General features: G+C 54.5%; 13 protein-coding genes. 6 read left to right on the forward strand and 7 right to left on the reverse strand.

Translation table 11 applies throughout. From position 1 onward, the window contains the following. Positions 1-120: 120 nt before the first annotated feature. Positions 121-1,947, reverse strand: a complete 1,827-nt coding sequence (gene glnS / locus M2103_RS02975) for a glutamine--tRNA ligase (protein WP_277508657.1) — start codon at positions 1,945-1,947, stop codon at positions 121-123. Positions 1,948-2,171: 224 nt separating this feature from the next. Here glnS and panC point away from each other — a divergent pair, with 224 nt between their 5' ends. From panC to M2103_RS03000, 5 genes are all read left to right on the forward strand, one after another. Next, the gene (gene panC, locus M2103_RS02980) at positions 2,172-3,014 is read left to right on the forward strand and encodes a pantoate--beta-alanine ligase (RefSeq protein WP_277508658.1); all 843 of its coding nucleotides are present in this window, start codon (positions 2,172-2,174) and stop codon (positions 3,012-3,014) included. A 106-nt stretch (positions 3,015-3,120) separates the two neighbouring features. After that, on the forward strand, positions 3,121-4,467 hold the full coding sequence (locus M2103_RS02985) for an FAD-dependent thymidylate synthase (protein ID WP_277508660.1): 1,347 nt from the start codon (positions 3,121-3,123) through the stop codon (positions 4,465-4,467). 51 nt (positions 4,468-4,518) lie between these two features. Then, the gene (locus tag M2103_RS02990; protein ID WP_277508661.1) at positions 4,519-5,295 is read left to right on the forward strand and encodes an ABC transporter permease; all 777 of its coding nucleotides are present in this window, start codon (positions 4,519-4,521) and stop codon (positions 5,293-5,295) included. A gap of 106 nt (positions 5,296-5,401) precedes the next feature. Then, positions 5,402-6,016 carry an ATP-binding cassette domain-containing protein gene (locus M2103_RS02995; RefSeq protein ID WP_277508662.1) on the forward strand — a complete coding sequence of 205 codons (615 nt, stop codon included), beginning with the start codon at positions 5,402-5,404 and terminating at the stop codon, positions 6,014-6,016. Between the two features lie 277 nt (positions 6,017-6,293). After that, positions 6,294-7,229, forward strand: coding sequence for a glycosyltransferase (locus M2103_RS03000; RefSeq protein ID WP_277508663.1), 936 nt, complete (start codon positions 6,294-6,296; stop codon positions 7,227-7,229). Between the two features lie 290 nt (positions 7,230-7,519). Here the strand turns inward: M2103_RS03000 and M2103_RS03005 are convergent, their stop codons facing one another. Together M2103_RS03005 and M2103_RS03010 are read right to left on the reverse strand one after the other, a co-directional pair. Continuing rightward, entirely contained in the window at positions 7,520-10,378 is a 2,859-nt protein-coding gene (locus M2103_RS03005; protein WP_277508664.1) for a glycosyltransferase, read from the reverse strand. A gap of 13 nt (positions 10,379-10,391) precedes the next feature. Then, positions 10,392-11,795 (reverse strand): FkbM family methyltransferase, encoded by a 1,404-nt coding sequence (locus tag M2103_RS03010; protein WP_277508665.1) that lies wholly within the window; start codon positions 11,793-11,795, stop codon positions 10,392-10,394. A 513-nt stretch (positions 11,796-12,308) separates the two neighbouring features. Here M2103_RS03010 and M2103_RS03015 point away from each other — a divergent pair. Beyond that, the gene (locus M2103_RS03015) at positions 12,309-12,776 is read left to right on the forward strand and encodes a tRNA (cytidine(34)-2'-O)-methyltransferase (protein WP_277508666.1); all 468 of its coding nucleotides are present in this window, start codon (positions 12,309-12,311) and stop codon (positions 12,774-12,776) included. A gap of 14 nt (positions 12,777-12,790) precedes the next feature. Here the strand turns inward: M2103_RS03015 and M2103_RS03020 are convergent, their stop codons facing one another. From M2103_RS03020 to M2103_RS03035, 4 genes are all read right to left on the reverse strand, one after another. After that, on the reverse strand, positions 12,791-13,438 hold the full coding sequence (locus tag M2103_RS03020) for a plasmid pRiA4b ORF-3 family protein (RefSeq protein WP_277508667.1): 648 nt from the start codon (positions 13,436-13,438) through the stop codon (positions 12,791-12,793). Between the two features lie 237 nt (positions 13,439-13,675). Then, on the reverse strand, positions 13,676-15,463 hold the full coding sequence (locus M2103_RS03025; RefSeq protein WP_277508668.1) for an SWIM zinc finger family protein: 1,788 nt from the start codon (positions 15,461-15,463) through the stop codon (positions 13,676-13,678). A 56-nt stretch (positions 15,464-15,519) separates the two neighbouring features. Beyond that, entirely contained in the window at positions 15,520-15,933 is a 414-nt protein-coding gene (locus M2103_RS03030; protein ID WP_277508669.1) for a very short patch repair endonuclease, read from the reverse strand. 41 nt (positions 15,934-15,974) lie between these two features. Continuing rightward, entirely contained in the window at positions 15,975-17,474 is a 1,500-nt protein-coding gene (locus M2103_RS03035) for a DNA cytosine methyltransferase (protein WP_277508671.1), read from the reverse strand. Positions 17,475-17,477 lie beyond the last annotated feature (3 nt).

Here is a 17,477-nt window from a genome sequence, read left to right on the forward strand (position 1 = left end):
GGAAATTACATGAAAAATAGTCAATACGTAAGTATCTACACGCCTTGATATTGCAACTTTATTGAAAAAGCGCGTGTTTTGCGGGGATTTCGCTCCCGCGACAAAAATGTCCAATTTCCGCTACTTTGATTTGAGCGTGATGGTGCGGTTGAAGACGAGGGCGCCGGGCTTGCTGTCCTTGCCATCAATGGTGAAATAGCCGAGGCGTTCGAATTGGTAGCGCGCATCGGGCGCGGCGTCGGCAAGGGAAGGCTCGAGTTTGGCGGTGACGGTTTCGACGGAGTTCGGGTTGAGATGGTCGAGGTAGTTGTCGTCCGCGCCGGGTTCGGGGACGGTGAAGAGTCGGTCGTAGAGGCGCACTTCGGCGTCGATGGCGCTGGCCGCGCTGACCCAGTGAATCGTGCCCTTGACCTTGCGGTTCACGTTGGGCTGGCCGGCGCGGGTGGTGAGGTCGGCGGTGCAGCGGAGTTCGACGAGGCGTCCGTCGGCGTCCTTGATGATTTCGTCGAGCTTGATGATGCAGGCGTATTTGAGGCGGACTTCGCCGCCGGGTTTCAGTCGGAAGTATTTCGGCGGCGGCACCTCGGCAAAATCATCGGCCTCGATAAACACTTCGCGGGTGAGCGCGACGGGGCGCGTGCCGAGATCGGGGTTGCCGGGGTGGTTGGTGGCGCGGCACTCGATGGTTTCGCCGGGGGCGATGTTGGTGAGGACAATTTTGATCGGTTTCAAGACGGCCATGCGGCGGTGCGCGGTGGCGTTGAGTTCGTCGCGGATGGCGTTTTCGTAAACGGCAAGTTCGGTGAGGGAGTCGTATTTGGTGACGCCGATGTTGTAGGCGAAATTGCGGATGGCGGCGGCGGGGATGCCCCGGCGTCGAATACCGGCAATGGTGGGCATGCGCGGATCGTCCCAACCGTTGACAACATTTTCCTTAACGAGGCGCATGAGCCGGCGCTTGCTGAAAAGGGTGTAGGCGAGGTTGAGCTTGGCAAATTCGTATTGGTGCGGAAGCGGCCGGGGAAGGTCGAGCGCCTCAAGGATCCAGTCGTAGAGCGGGCGGTGGACAACAAACTCGAGCGTGCAGATGGAGTGGGTGATGCCCTCGATGTAGTCGGAAACGCAATGCGCGTAGTCGTAGAGCGGATACACGCACCATTTGTCGCCGGCGTGATGATGGGCGGTGTGGCGGATGCGGTAGAGGAGCGGGTCGCGCAACCAGACGTTGGGCGAGGCCATGTCGATGCGGGCGCGGAGCGTGCGCGCGCCGTCGGGAAACTCGCCCGCCTTCATGCGGCGGAAGAGGTCGAGCGACTCCTCAATGGTGCGGTCGCGCCAGGGGCTGGGCTTGCCGGGTTTGTCGGGCGCGCCGCGATACTCGTCGGTTTGCTCGGGAGTGAGATCGCAAACGTAGGCCTTGCCCTTGAGGATGAGTTGCTCGGCGTAGGCGTAGAGGGCGTCAAAGTAGTCGGAGGCAAAGAACGGGGAATGGATTTTCGATTGGTCGGAACCGGCAGTTGTTGGAATTTGAGTATTGGAATTTGGAATTTCCGCGGCATTGGCCGCGGGGAGGTGGTAGTCGAGCTTGCCGTCGATCGTGGCGGACGCGGGATGGGCGTGCGGGGTGGTGAGGCCGATTTGTTTGTCGGCCCAGCCGGAGATGAGCCAATTGATGTCGTCGGTGATGGCCTCGACGTATTCGACCTCCTCCTTGGCGGGGTTGGTGTCGTCCATGCGGAGGTTGCAAACGCCGCCGTTTTCGAGGGCGATGCCGAAGTTCAGGCAGATGGACTTGGCGTGGCCGAGATGGAGGTAGCCGTTGGGCTCGGGCGGAAACCGGGTGATGATTTTGGGGTAGCGTTTTTGCGCGACATCCTCGGCGACGATATCGCGGATGAAATCGGTGGGCGCGGCGCTGGTGTTCTCGGCGGTGTTTTCTGCGGACATGATTCGTAGGGACTGAGGGACTGAATAAATGTGGCGTGTGAAATCGGAAAAAGGCAAAGGGAACCAAGAGAGGCAGACGGTGGCAAGTGGGTTTGTCGGGGCTGGCGCGGCGGCCCAAGCGCACCGGGGCCGCGACCTGGGTAAATTTTGCGCGTGCCATTAACCCCGTGCGTGGCATTTTGCGCGGGAACCTTTCGCATCAAAACCACTCTTTCATTTCATCCATGCAAACAATCACGACGGTTTCTGAAATGCAGGCGTATGCAAACGACCTGTGCGCCCGGGGAAAAACAATCGGCCTCGTGCCCACGATGGGCGCGCTGCACGAAGGGCATCTCAGCCTGATCCGGCTCGCGGCGGAAAAAGCCGACGTGGTGATCGTCTCGGTTTTTGTGAACCCCACGCAGTTCGGACCGAGCGAGGATTTCAACAAATACCCGCGCGACTTGGGCCACGACCTGGAGCTCTGCGAAAAAACGGGGGCGCATGTGGTTTTTGCCCCGGCAAACGAGGAAATGTATCCGAAAGGTTACTCGACCTATGTGAACGAGGAACGCGTGGCCAAGCCCCTCGAGGGAATTTCGCGCCCGACGCATTTTCGCGGCGTCACAACCGTGGTCGCAAAGCTGTTCAACATCGTCCGCCCCACGTTTGCCATTTTCGGCCAAAAGGACGCCCAGCAAGCCGCCGTGCTCATGAAAATGACAGCTGACCTGAACTTCCAAGTGGAAATCCTCATGGCGCCGACAGTGCGCGAGGAAGGCGGACTGGCGATGAGCTCGCGCAACCGCTACCTGACGAACACGCAACGGCAGGAGGCGCTTGCAATCAACGAGGCGCTGTCCCACGCAAAAACCATGGTGGAAAAAGGCGAGCGGCGCGTGGACCGCCTCGTCGCGGAAGTCACGCACATGATCGGCGAAAAGCGGAGGCTCCGCGTCATCTACGCGGCGATCGTCGACCGGCGCACAATGGAGCCGGCGCGCGAAGTCGTTCCCGGCGAGGCGCTCATGGTGATCGCCGTGTGGGTGGACGAGGTGCGCCTGATCGACAACATGATTTTATGAGGCCACCGCCCGCGACACCCGGGTGCGCGGCGCAAAATCCGGGCATCCGGGATTTTTTGTTTTTGCGCTTCACATTCCGCGATCCGCAATCCGAAATCCGCATCCAATGAAAGTCACCGGTCTCGCCATTGTTCCGCCGCCATCCGCCGCCGACCAGCCGAAGGTCACGCCCGAGCTGCTCGCCTCGGTTCTCGCGCGCTACTCGCGCAGCAATGACGGGCTCGCAAACATCCTCTCCAAGGTCGATCTCGCCAACCCCGACGCGTCGATCGACCGCATCCTGAAATTTGTCGATTACGGGCACGCCTCCATCGGCGGACTCACCGGCGGCCTGGCCGTCGCGCTCGACGATGTCTCGATGTGGCTCGCGTATAAAATTTTCGAGCTCGCCCAAATGGCCGACGGCCAGGAATCGAGCACGCGCTACATCACCATGGCGCCGGCAAGCCTGCCAGACGCGGCGGAGCTCGGCATTCCCGACGATCTCGCCGCGCGCTGGCGCGACGTGATGGCGCGCGCCTTTGCCGCCTACAACACCGAGTATGCGCGCCTCGACGCCCTCGCCCTCGCCAAGCCGGAACTCGTGCGCATCCCCGCCGGCGCGAAAGAGGCGGTCGTCACGCGCCTGCGCAAAAACTACGCGCTCGACCGCGCCCGTTATTTCATCCCCTTTGCCACGCGCACCAACCTCGCGCTCGTGCAAAGCTCGCGCATGTGGGCGCAGCTCGTGAAACAACTCGACTCGCTCCCCCACCCCGAGGCGCGCGCCGCGGCGAAACTGCTGCGCGACGAATTGATGAAACAATCACCGCGCCTCATGCGCCACAGCAACGCCGACGCGGCGTGCCAGGCGCAGGCCGCCGCGGAGCTGGAAGCGAGCTGCTCGCTCGGATTGGAACGGCTTTCAACCGACGGCCTCGCCGATGAAACGTGGGTGCATGTGGACCGAGCCACGCCGCCGTTTTTGCCGGAGCGCCAGTCAATCGCCGACGCGCTGCGCCATCGCGCAAATCGTTACGGCCAGCAAGGCAGCGCGACACGGCGCATGCGCGTGACGTTTGCTTTCAACAACATCGCCATCGCCGAGCTGCGCGACCTGAACCGGCACCGCACGGGCAACCGCCACACGCCGCTGATACAGGCGGGCTTTTACCTGCCGCCGGAAATCGACCGCGCCGCGCACGCGCAATTGCTCGCCGACCAGGCGGAGCTGACGCGCGAGCTGATGCGACGAGGCTCGGCGGCGTATGTGCACGGCATGCTGCTCGGCGCGCAAACGCCCTTCGAGCACGGCACCCATGCGGACAAGTTCATCTACGAAGCCGAGCTGCGCACGGGAATGGGCGCGCATTTCCGTTACGCGGAGCACTTGAGCGCGGCGCTGCGCGAGTTCTTCAAACAAGTGCCGGAGGCAAAACAGTGGGTTGTCGAAGGCACGGCCGAGCCGGAATAAAACGCCCCCGATTTCGGCTGCGGGATTTTTATTAAATAACATCATTCATATATGTGGGTTTCGACTTTAAAGAGATACGCCGGGATTGTCTTTTATAGGACACTTGCCGGCATCAAATCCGAGGGACGCCAGAATTACCTGGGGTATCTGTGGTTTTTGCTGGAGCCAATGTTGAGCACGCTCGTGCTTTACATAGCGTTCTCCCAAATCACCGGCAAGGGCGGCCCCGAGTATGTGGTTTTTCTTATATTAGGCATGATCACATGGCAGTGGTTTGAAAGCTCGTGCATGCTCGGCGCCACGGCGATCAAGGCCAAATACGGCGTCCTTACGCAATTTAACCTTCCGAAATATATATTCCCGATTGTGTCCATCATGGTCAACACGTGGAAATTCCTGTGCGTGTTTGTGGTCATCCTGGTGACGGCCGCTGTGTTTGGTTATACGCCCAACTTCCATTATGTGTATTTGCCGGGCCTGATGCTGCTGCAGTTGTTGTTGATTATCGGCGTGACACTGCCGCTGACCATCGGCGCCACGCTCATGAACGATCTGCTCACGGTGGTAAGCTCCATATTCCGGCTGTTGTTCTTCATGTCGGGAATATTCTTTGACGCCTCGCTGGTGCCGGAGAATTTAAAATCACTGTTTTATGCAAATCCGATGGCAGTCTTTATAGAATCCTATCGCGCGGTCGTGATCCACAACCAGCCCCCGCAAATGTCGCACTTGGCCGAGGCGGGCCTGGTCAGCATGGCGTTCCTCGCCCTCGGCATGATTCTTCATGCCTATTATGATAAAAAAATACTCAAACTGACCAATGCCTGATCCTGCGATGACGCCACTAATTACACTGGACAATGTCGGTTTGTGCTACCGTCCGCAAAGGACTATTTTCTCAAGGACAAAAAAGGAAATATGGGCCTTGCGCGGTTTGAACCTGCAAATTTATGAGGGTGAAAAACTCGGCATCATAGGCCGCAATGGATGCGGCAAAAGCACATTGATGCGCGTGCTCGCCGGCATCTATGGCATAGACGAGGGGAAGATGTTGTTTTCCCGGCCCAATGTGCACGTCGAGCTGCTCTCCCTCGGCGTGGGATTTGAGGGCAACCTGACCGGTGAGGAAAATGCCATCCTCAACGGCATGCTCATGGGAAAATCAAGGGGGCACATGCTGGAACGAATAGATAAAATACGCGAATTCTCCGGCCTTGGTGATTTTTTTTACTATCCGGTGTATACATATTCATCCGGCATGAACCTGCGGCTGGGCTTTTCCGTCGCGATGGAAACGGACCCCGATGTTTTATTGATAGACGAGGTGCTTGGCGTGGGCGACGAAGTGTTTGCCGCCAAATCGGAGGCCGCCATAAAGGAGAAATTCTCGTCAAACCGCACGGTGGTGTTGATTTCGCACGATGCGGAAACAATAAAACGCATGTGCGGGCGCGCCATCTGGCTTGAAAAAGGCCAGATCCTCGCGGAAGGCGATCCCGGCGAGGTCGCGGAAAAATATCACACGGGCGCGCATCAATATAAAATTTAGCCATCAAATGAGCCAGGTATTATACGATGTCACGCACACCTCGCATACAAACGCGAACACGGGAATCCAGCGTGTGATCAGACGCCTGCACAGGCATTGGCCCAAGAATAAAGAGCCTTCTTTGCTGCCAGTCGTCCATGACAAGTATGCGCACGCATGGCGACACATGGATGCGGACGAAACTGATAATTTAATATTTTCGTCTAGTAAGCCGACCGGTGTGAGGCGGAGTGAGTCATGGTCCTTGAGGCAAAGAATGAAAGGGTGTGTGTCCCGTGTGCTTTTTCCAAACAAGCATTATTCATTGGGCGAGGCGGACGGTTTTATTTGCGGAGAGCCATTTTTCGACAAATGCCGGTTGGAAGCGTTTTCGCGATTGAAAATAAAATCGCCTGTGAACGGTCCGAGCGTCGCGATTTTCCATGACATGATTGCGGTTCAATCGCCTAATTTGGCGCCGCGGGCGACAGTAAAAAAATATCACGGCTATTTGGAACAACTCCTGAGTTTCGACGTAATAGCCTCCGTCTCTGATTATAGTCGAGAAGCCCTGGTCTCATATTGGAAAGCCCAAAACGTCGCCCAAATGCCCCAAATCGTAACGATACCCTTGGGCGTTGACGAAGTGGTCGGTGCCACAAACGTGAAACTGCCTTATGATAAAACACCAATGGTCCTCTCGGTGGGCACGTTGGAAGGGCGTAAAAATCATATGGCGTTGCTGGAAGCATGCGAGCAACTGTGGTCGAAAGGATTGGATTTCCGTCTTCGGCTGATAGGCATGTTAAACAAGGCAACCGGCGCGGCGGCGATGGAGAAAATACGGCTGTTACAATCAAAGAACAGACAGATTGAGTGGTGCGCCAATGCATCAGACGCCTTCTTAAAAGAGTCCTACAAAGAGTGTGTTTTTACCGTATATCCCTCATTATGCGAAGGCTTTGGTCTTCCGGTATTGGAAAGTCTCGCGCATGGACGGGCCTGTGTGTGCTCCGGCTTGACTGCCATGGCGGAGGTTGCGGGCGGCGGAGGCTGTGTCCTAACCGGCGAACCTAGTTCCGGCAATATTGCCCTTGGCATGGAATCGCTTTTAACAGATCAAAAAATGAACGCTTCATTATCGGTCGCCGCGCTGGCAAGAGATATTCGAACATGGTGTGCTTACGCATCTGACATGTATAAACTGCTGGCCGCTATCAATGTATCACCGTAAAACCATGATGACCATTTCACCAAAACTAAAGAATGCGCTGTTGGAATTGGCTCCTATTCTAATCGTCGTTTTTTTAACGACTTGGATATTGGCGGGCATTGGAGATGATTCGCTACGGTGGGCCAGGCAATTTTTGTATGATGGAGATTCAATGGTTTCCCCTTGATCGCGCAATCCTTAGGTGTGGTTCTCCGGCAAAGGGAGCCTGGTTTTATATGAAATCGAAATCTCTCCGGAATAGGCGGAAATGCGAGGCTCTTGCTTGCATCATGTCTTTGGCTCGGGCGGTATCAAGGCTGTGTTTTTTGAATGACAACCCCCCGATTTTCAAGTTGATCGAGAAAAACTTTATTTTTTTGACACTCATCCTTTGATAAAAACAACTCGTCTCCATTTTGAGTATTAATGTTGATCCCTGTTATTTCGCAGAGGCCGTCTGCGTTAAAGCGACAGGTTTTCAAGGTGCCCTCATCCTGAGCCCAAGTGACGGGCCAGACATCATCAATGTCTGCAATTTGTGCTTTTTTATAATATTCAACCCACTCACTCTTGGTGAAGTCGGCCGCATACGCATAGGATCTTTTTGGGCGCAGAACGACATCGGTTGAGGCCATTCCTATTAGCCATGGCGAAAGATCCTCGTTCATTGCATTTCTTGATGCAACGCGGCCTATGAGCCTTCTTGTTCCTCCGCCCGCCGACACAGCCAGCATTTTTTGCATTGTTTCATAATAATTCAACGCGAGTTTTTTGGGGTCGAAATTCTCCTTGATGTGCTGCCGCGCCTGCACGCCAATGCGTGCTCTTAAATCAGGATTTTGGAACAACAATGAAAATGCCCCTGCAAGAGTCTCTTGGGAAACGTCCTCATCAAGAGCGAGCGCCACGTTGTCCGGATACTCACAAAAACTGCCATGTTTGTTAAAAACCACAGGCGTCCCTTTCGACAGGCAATCCAGCATGGCCCCGGATGTTTCGCCGCGAGAATTGGTGCGCAGTTGCACGGCAAAATTGCATGCCGTTACCCATCTGTCGTAGTCTTCGTCCGTCAAATATCCCGTCACGGTAACGTGTTTGTTCAAACGAAGACTGTCGATTTGCGCGCGAATGCCATTTGCAAAGCTTCCCGAGCCAAGCTCGCCGGCAAAAACAAGGCGGGCTTTCGCGAGGGGATTCATTTTAATAAATGTTGCGAATGCGCTTATGATCAAACCGGGGTTTTTTGTGGGTGCGACATGGCCAAAGCTGCAAATAACGAATTCTTCGGTTTTTATGTTTAAGGCGTTTCTAACTGAGTGTAGCTCCGTTTCAGTTTGCGGTGGAGTCGCACGTTTGATGTGGGGAATCAGCGAGACAGGGGCGGCGACACCCTCAGGGTAGAATTTTGCGATGAGATCAACGGCATGTTGCGAGTGCACAATCACACCAAGCGCATGCTCGAATATAAAGCTGTTTGCTGGATATGCTTGGACCGCCCGCCAAATGCCGTCGTTACTTGCGGTTTGCTGATAAGGGGCGAAGCCGTGTGAATATAGCAGCTCCCGACGAAATAAATCCGGATGCTTGTGGAGCAGCAAACTTGATAGAAAGAAGTCATGCAGCTCGACTATCCCGGGCCAGCGTCTGAGCAGGTCAATCATCGGGGCATGAAACTCGCTGTTTCCAAACTGATACATTATGAGATCGAACTTGTGGCCGATGGCGTCGAGTGTTTGAAGTTGATGTATCGGATGGTTGGCTATCAACCAAGGTTCATCGACTTGAAGCGCTGTTGTGAATATTTCTATTTCATAATGAACTGCGAGATATCTGATCAACTGGCTGCTAAAGGTTGCTATTCCCGTTTGTTCCGGGGGCAATGGTGTGCAAAAGGCAAGCTTGGGCCTGGGATGGGGCATTGTTATCGAGGTGGTTGTTTGTTTCTTCGATACCGCCTCGCGCCAGCAATCAATCACCCTTTGCGCCGAGCGTTCCCATGTGAAAGTGGTCGCGTGTTTGAGCCCCTGGCGACGAAGCGTTTCGCGAAATGACGCATCGGTAAGGACTTCATTCATTTTTGATGAAATCTCGTCCGTGTTCTGCGCATCAAAGAGGGCGTCTTTCACGGGCATCATTTCTGGGAGACTGGAATTGTTGGCGGCAATAACAGGTGCTCCGCAGGAGGCCGCCTCAAGAATGGGCAACCCCATGCCCTCGTAGATTGACGGAAATATGAAAGCCTTGCAGGTTCTATAAAGGGCGAGCAAATCGGAATCGGGAACAAATCCTGTTATAATCAAATCCGATTCGGAAAGGCCGATTCTGGTGGCGAGCTTTCTAAGTTTGTTTTTTTCCGAATCCAAGACTTTACAGACTATCACAAGACAATGGACTGCTCGTGTGGCGTGCGGCAATTTGGCAAAGGCCTCCATGGCGCCTTCGATATTTTTGCGCCAGTCAAAGCCTCCCGTATACATCATGAACGGTCTTGTGATTTCGTATTTATGTAAAATACGGGTTCTTTCATCTTCCGTCAGGACGCCCGGCGAGAACTGTTCGCCGCAAGCTCCGTAGATAGTTACTATTTTTTCCGGGGCCAAGTCCAAATGGTTGATGGCATCGCGGCGTGTGCATTCGGATATGGCAAAGAGACAATCACATTGCATGAGTGCATTTACGCGACTGCCATACCATCCGAGAATTTCATTACCGGGCAAATAACGCTCCTTGAATATATAAGGTATGAAATCATAAATAACCGCGGTTTTTACCAAGCCTGGGCATAGTGAGGGCGGCGGGAGGTGCAGTTCCGTTTCGAAGTAACTTGACACATGCACAACTTGGGGAGCGGTTTTGGAGTAAGCACGGGCAAGGGTGGCGGCTTGCATGTGCGGCACAACAGAGGTCGCCGGGTTCTCAAACAAATTTCCCTGGGGAACCTTCACGGTTTTTATTCTATGGGAGGGAATTAGATTCTTGGTTGTGGCATGGATTTCCCGAACGGACTCTGGATGCTGCAATCCGACAATGAAGGCGTCGTCCCTTTCGCCCTTGAGTTTCGCGATGGCTCCCAGAAGCCCGGCAGTGTAGTTGCCGATGCCACGGTTGCGGCTGCTGTGTGTTTGGCAGGCGGTCGCGTCGACGCAGACACGGATGCTTGTATTTTTCATGGGCGTTTATACATCAACGTCCAACCCGGTCACGCTGTTTGTTTAAGAGTTCCATGTATCCTGATATGGAATCCTGCGCGCCGGCGCTGCCGCCGGGTTTTCGAGTTGCACTGTTTTCAAGGGAAGCGGAAAAATAAACGGAAGGATTTTTTTTGTATTTGGGGTCGCCAACGAGCGAACGCCAAGCCCGGTATATGTGCGTGTGCCAGGGCTTTTCGCCTTTTACAAACATGCCGAGCCCGGCGCGATAGAGGTGAGTGTGCCAGGGGACGCGGACGTTGGCGTAATATTTTTTAGGCCTGACGTTTTTGGCCGAAAATTGTTTATAATGCCGGTCTCCCATAAGAACACGCATCGCCCGGTAGAGGTGGGTCCCGCTTGTCGCGGAATATAAAAGTTTTCGCAGGCGGTCGATTTCGGCCTGCTTTGCGCCGATTTCCGCCTGCTGGCGCGCGGTCGCTGAGGCGGCGTGTGTTTGCAGTTCTAGATGTTCCTTTTGCAGTTTCTCGTTTTCCGCGTTTAATATTTCAATGATTCTTTCCTTCTCCCGAATTTGCGCGGCGGATTTTTCCTCGCATCGCAGAGCTTGAACGCGGAGCCGCCCGGCTTCTTCGCGGAGTTTTTCAGTTTCCCCGGCGAGTTTTTGCGCTTCTACGTGAAGCTGCTTTATTGTTTCCCCGACGATACGTTGTCTTTCGTCAAAGTCCCGTTGTTTGCCTTGCTCCGCTTGCAGTTTTACATGAACAGCAAAATCGTCGAATATACAGGGAGGACATGATAAGTCTTTTTTCAGGGCGCCATGCTCCGTCGCGAGATAATAACGGTTCACGCCGTCGAAATATACATATTCATAACCGGCGCCGGTTATACTCTTTTCCCAGATTTCATAATTAGGATCCTGCGTGCCGGGCGCGATTGCCTCTATAATTAGTATCCAAGGGCGGTATTTTTGAAAATCCATGCCCTCTATTATTTCCGTCTCCATGCCCTCGACATCGATTTTTAGGAAATGAATGTCGCGAGTCGCATAGGGGGCGAGAATGTCCTTGAGTGGATAGACGGGGACGGTGGTTTTGGTGACAGGCCAGCCGCTTTGCCCGTGCTTTTCGGCGATTTGCGACACCGCGGTCGAGAGGCCGGTGTTCGGGATGTTGTTAAACTCGATTTCCCCGACGGTTTTGCCGGCGGCGCAGCTCAGCGTGATATCGCGGGGGCGGTCGTTGACGAGTTTGCGGTAATAATCCTGATTCGGCTCGATGTTCACTCCCGTCCAGCCGAGGTCGTAAAAGGCCTTGGTAACCGAATCGATGACGGGATCGTTGGCTCCGACATCCACATAGAACCCGTTTTTGACGTCTTTTAGCGCGCGATGAAGAATTACGTCCTCAAGATTCTGAGCATAGGAAATGAATGACATGGGTAAAAATTAAGATGAAAGAGAGATTGCGGGGGCGTTTGTTTGGCAACCCTTGGCCCCGGATATGAACGCCCGCAAGATCGCATTTTATAATATATTGGTTTCCACTAAGTTGTGTCCTTTTGTAAATAATGGCTAAAATGCAAACAAAAGTATTATGACAATGCAAGTGCCCGCGCACGCATTCCTTTCCGCTGCATATTGGGACGAGGGCGGCTTGGGCGCGGCATCATCTCAGTGGGAAGCTCACGGTTCGACGGGGCTTGCATCCTGTAACTCGCAAGCAGCGAGCCTGTTGCCCAATACGCCAACAACTTACGGACACTTGGCACATCAAGTTTTTCAAAAAAGGGTAAAATTTCTTGCATCGGGTGGGTGTTGCCACATCTTGAGTGTCCCTCCCGCCAAAAATCTTAAGTAGAGCCTAGCTCCTTAGGGTTTATTCGCCCGGTCTCACCACCGGGCGATTTTTTTTGCACAACGCGCCGCCGACTGATGGGTTCCGTGGCTGTCATGCTGCATATTGTCCTCTTCCAGCCGGAAATCCCCCAGAACACGGGCAACATCGGGCGCATGTGCGCGCTCACGAAATCACGGCTGCACCTGATTCACCCGCTCGGCTTCAAAATCACCGACGCGCAACTGCGGCGCGCGGGCATGGATTACTGGTATTCGCTCGACGTGCATCATCACAACGACTGGCCCGCGTTTCGCGCGAGTCCCGCGGCACCCGGCGGGCGCCTGTGGTTGTTCACCACAAAAACGAGGCGCTCGTTTTGGGACGCGGGCTTTGCGGACGGCGACGGGCTGGTTTTTGGAAACGAGGGAGGCGGCGCGCCCGAATGGCTGCACTCGGAGCTCGGCGAGGAGGCGCGAGTGACGATTCCCCACGCGAACCCCGCGTTGCGCTCGCTCAACTTGAGCACGGCGGCGGGCATTGCGTGCTACGAGGCGCTGCGGCAGACGCAGCTGCTGGGGTAGCGCGCGGCGGGTTTTTAGAGTTTCAGTTTTTTGAGTGTTTTGTTGGCGGCGGCGATGTCGCGGAACGCCGGATCGAACGTCTCGTCTTTTTCGAGGCCCATCCATTCGCGCATGTTGGCGTGCTCGGGGTGCTTCGGATCGGCGAGGATTTCCACAAGATCGCAGTAGCCGGGAACGCTGCCGCAGTCGTCGGGCGGGCAGGCGTTTTTGCCGTCGATGACTTCGGCGCGGGTGAGGCGCGCCTCGACGGGCTCAAGTTTTTCGAGGACGATGTCGTGCTCCCAGTTGTCGCCGAAATCGTAGGTGTAGACGCATTTGGATTTTGTCTCCGGCATCATGTCGTCGAGGCGGTGTTTGCGTTCGTCGAGTATTTCCGAGCCGACGCCGAACATGCCGAAGCTGTCCTCTTCCTCGTATGGTATTTGATAGATGGTTATTTTGGGACTGACTTTGATTTTGGGTATAATTTTGGCCTTGGTTCTGGTCTCGAAGGCGTGCAGGTGGCTGTTGGTCCAGCCCATCGCGATTTGGATGACGTCGTGAAGTTTCGGGAGCTTGATGTCGTGGGGAACAAGAACGCGCCGCCAGATGGCGGGCGTGAGGTGTTTGAGCGTGATTTTAAGCCGGGCGGTTTGCGCGGCGGTTTTGTTGATGGCGACCATGAGACGGGGAGGTTGTTTGAGATTTTAAGGGGTTGTTTCGGATTAAGGTTTTTCTGATTTTTTAACCATGGAGGGCGTGGAGCGGCTTTGCCGCAACCGAAGGCTTTTTAACCGCAGATGGACACAGATAGACGCAAATGCGGAAAACAATGAATTTGTGAATCGATGGTTTTAATATCTGCGTATGTCTGCGGTTGTTAAATCGCTGCTTTCGGGCGAAAGGAGCCGTGCATGGCGTCAGAGGGTGTCGATCAGTTTGATAAAGTCGTCGTTTTTGCGGAAGGTTTGGCGCAGCGTTTGCCGCGTGGTTTTCCAGTTGGAGTCCTGGCCGGAGCTGGCGTGAAGCTCCTTGATTTTGCGCAGGGTGAGGGCGGCTTCTTCGCGGGCGCTGTCGCTGTGTTGCTCAATGAGGCGTTTGAGGTGCCGCAGGTAGACGGGGATCGCGTCGGCGGGGTGTTTGTCGGCGCGCTTGCCGGCAAGTTCAAACCAGAGGGTTTCGTCGCAGCCTTTTTCGTTGGCGGCGGCCCATGCGGCGTCGGTGTTGTTTTCCCATAGGAGGACACGGACGAGCGTGCTGTAGTCCGTTAGCGGCAGGGAGACGAAGAAGGTGTTGGCAAACGGTGACAGCCTGGGTGTCCACGGGGGATATTTTTGATTGATTGTTTGGTTGGCGATGGCGGTGTCGAGGGTGGCGCGCAGCGTGGCGAGCGCTCGCTCGCTCCATTGCCGCCAGTTTTCCCCGGCGGCGTGGACGCTTTCCTTGAGTCGCTGGTAAAAACCGCGAGATGGGCTTGCTTCGTAACACTTCCACGCGAGCGCGAGCGCCTTGTCGTGTTGCCGGCGGCGGTGATATTCGGCGATGATAAAATCGACGAGTGGTTCGGTGCCCGTGGTGTTTTCCGGGAATCGGGCGATGCCGCGCCGGGCCCATTCGAGGGCTTTGTCGTGCTGATTGGCTTCGTGGTAAATTTCGGCTGCGCGGAGGTAGGCACTTGGATGCGCGAGGTCGCGGGTTTCGAGGGCGACAAGAGCCTCGGTGTCGTTCGTAAGGCGGGCGATGGTGCGCAGGGCTTCTACTGCGGTGTGGGTGACGTCGACGGACGTGAACGTGGACAATTCCGCGTTGAGGCTTGCGCGAAGGGCGGCGAGGCCGGCTTCGCCAAGGAGGTCGGCATAGCGTTCGATGACTCCCGAGAAATAATAGTAGTTGTCGACAAACGTCCACGCGTGGATGAGACGCGCAAGTTGCGCGGGCGGGGTGTTTGCGCGGCGGGTGGCTTCGTGGTGGATGTCAAGGAGTCGGCGGCAAACAAAGCCCGCATCGCCATCGCTGTCGGCGATGCGGGTGTTGATGCGTTCGAGGGCGTATTCGGAGAGCTCAAGGACGGCGTTGTGGTAGCCGTCGCTGGAAAATCTTTCGAGAATATCGGCGAATTCCTGAAGCTCGTTGGTGGGATCGTGGATTGTGGTGACGTGCCGGATGACGGCGCGGCAGGCGTTGAAGTCGGGTTGTTTGCCGGTGGCGAGGGCGGCGTGGCGCAGGAGTTGTTCGTGAAGGCGGCGGTCGCGCGCGGCGGTTTCGAGGAGAGTGTCGGCGAGTTTTTCCTTTGGCTGGGAGAGGAGCCAGGGGCGCAAGTCGTCGAGTTTGATTACGGCCGATTTGTTGCCGGCGGGGGTTCCGGCGACGGCGGGAGTTTCGTTCAAGAGGTTCCCTTTTCCCGATTTGAGCCAGGCGAGCGCGACGGCGACGCAGTGCTTGCAGAACACACCTTCGCCGCTGGCGTGGGGACAAGTGCAGTGGTAGTCGAGCGCGGGCGCGGATGTGTCGTTGGATATGCTTACCGAGAAACAGACGGTATAGTTTTCAGTGCCGCGAACGATGGCGGTGAGGGTGTTGTCATGCTGGGTGAGCGAGGCGACCGAGCCGTCTGCATGGTAGAGTGCGCCGCGCGAAAAGGACCGTGGCGAGGCGAGTTTTTTAATACCATCAATGGTCAGCAGATCGGTGAGCGAGGCGGGCGGCATGGGACGGGGAAGCGGGTTGCGGATCGAAAATGAAAATGGGGCGAATTGACGGGCGATCAACCATCGATTGCCCTCGTGATGCGGGCGACGGTGCGGGTTTCGTTTTTGCGCGTGAGGGCGTGCTCCCAAACACGAAACACGCGCCAGCCCCTGGCCTTGAGGAGTCGGTTCACCTCGCGGTCGCGCTGGCGATTGCGGGCGATCTTGGCATCCCAGAACTTGCGATTTGATTTTGGGCGGCGGTAGTGGACGGGGCAACCGTGCCAGTAGCAACCATCAACAAAAACAGCGAGGCGATGCGCGGGAAAAACGAAGTCGGGTTTGCCGGGGAGTTTGAAATTGCGCCGCCAGCCAGTTATGCGGTGCGCGCGGAAAATCGTGATGAGCCGCAACTCGGTGTCCTTGTTGCCGGAGCTGCGAACGCGGGACATCACCTCGGAGCGTTTGGTTTTGGTGAAGATGTCGGGCATCAGACTTTATTCTCTAAGGCTATTCATCTGAACTTTGAATATTAAGAGCGTATTATTGAATACACCAATCTAGCTATTTGCATCGCCAAGTATGGTGGAACTGCATTGCCAACTTGCCGATATTGATCTGTTGGCGCGCCCTCGAAGAAGTAATTATCCGGAAAAGTCTGGAGGCGGGCGGCCTCGCGCACGCTTAGACTACGGCATTGCAGAGGATCATAATGGATGTAATAGTGTCCATCTTTTGAAATATGTGATACTACTGTTGTCGATGGATGTGAGTCCACTTGGACTCTAAATCTATCCGCAAAGGGAATTTCCCTCATATCGCCTCGAATGTTTCCATGATCGGGCCGAAGATATGTGGGAATATCTTTAATCGACGGTGAGCGTTTGAAAAAGTGAGCATATTGGGAACAAAAGAAATAACGCTGCAGGTCGCTTGCCATATGTCCGCGACTATTATGATTTAAAATAAATTTTAAATTTTCATCATTATACCAATCGGCGATATGTGATTGATTTTCTTTTGTTTTGATCATTGGCTGTGATCCAACGGGAAGAGTGGCAGACAAGAGCTTGATCTGTTCCAAGAATGCCAATTGAAATCCCATGCCCAGATGCATTGGCCGACAGAAATCATATTTCACTAATCCCTTAATAATGTTTCTCCAAATTTCTGGGCTATCGGTTTGTTTTGAAACTTTACTCCTTATCTTTGGCAAATCATTGATGGCCTCACGAACTGTCATTTTAGAGGTTGTTGATTTGGTAAGACTTTTTTTCGAGTATCGGAGATCTTTGCGCAAGCCTAGTATAAAAACTCTAGAACGTGCCTGTGGGACGCCGTGCTCTTCGGCTCGCACAACGAAAAGGGAAGGGATATTTTCCGGTGTATCATCCTTTGATTCGGGGCTAATGGGATAAAGATCATACCCAGCAGTTCCAAGATCATCCAAAATTTTTTGAAACATGCGCACACCCTTGTTTTTTGCGGATAAAAGACCCGGCACATTTTCCATTATAAAAGCGACTGGCCTCACTTGACGCACAATGCGCAAATACTCTTTATATAGATAATGCTTTTCGTCGTCTTCGAAATGAGGATCCTTTATTCGAGAAGAACGCCCAATCAGTGAATAGGCTTGGCATGGGGGGCCCCCGATTATTACACAATCACTGCTCTCGCTATTTTTTTTTTGCAATGCCGCGGCTAGTTTTTTATCAATTATGTTATTGTCTCGGCCCAACTCCGCATGCATCGCTTCGGCCCGTGCAAGTTTAGCAATGACAGGGTGCCTCTCAAAGAGCGTCTCTCTGAGGATTTCACCATGCACGTATCGATAATAATCTAATGTTTTGTCATCGTCTTTCAGATATCTAAATAGTGCTCTTAGCTCCAATGTTTTGTGTGCCGTGTGCTCACGTTCGATAGACAAGACAGTTTTGAAAATTTTCTCACCGGATGCATCGCGGATATGATTGAATCCCTCGTTCAAACCGCCGGGGCCGGCAAAAAGATCAATAATAGGTATAGGCATTTT

Source organism: Ereboglobus sp. PH5-5 (assembly GCF_029504805.1).
Classification (GTDB): Bacteria; Verrucomicrobiota; Verrucomicrobiia; order Opitutales; family Opitutaceae; genus Ereboglobus.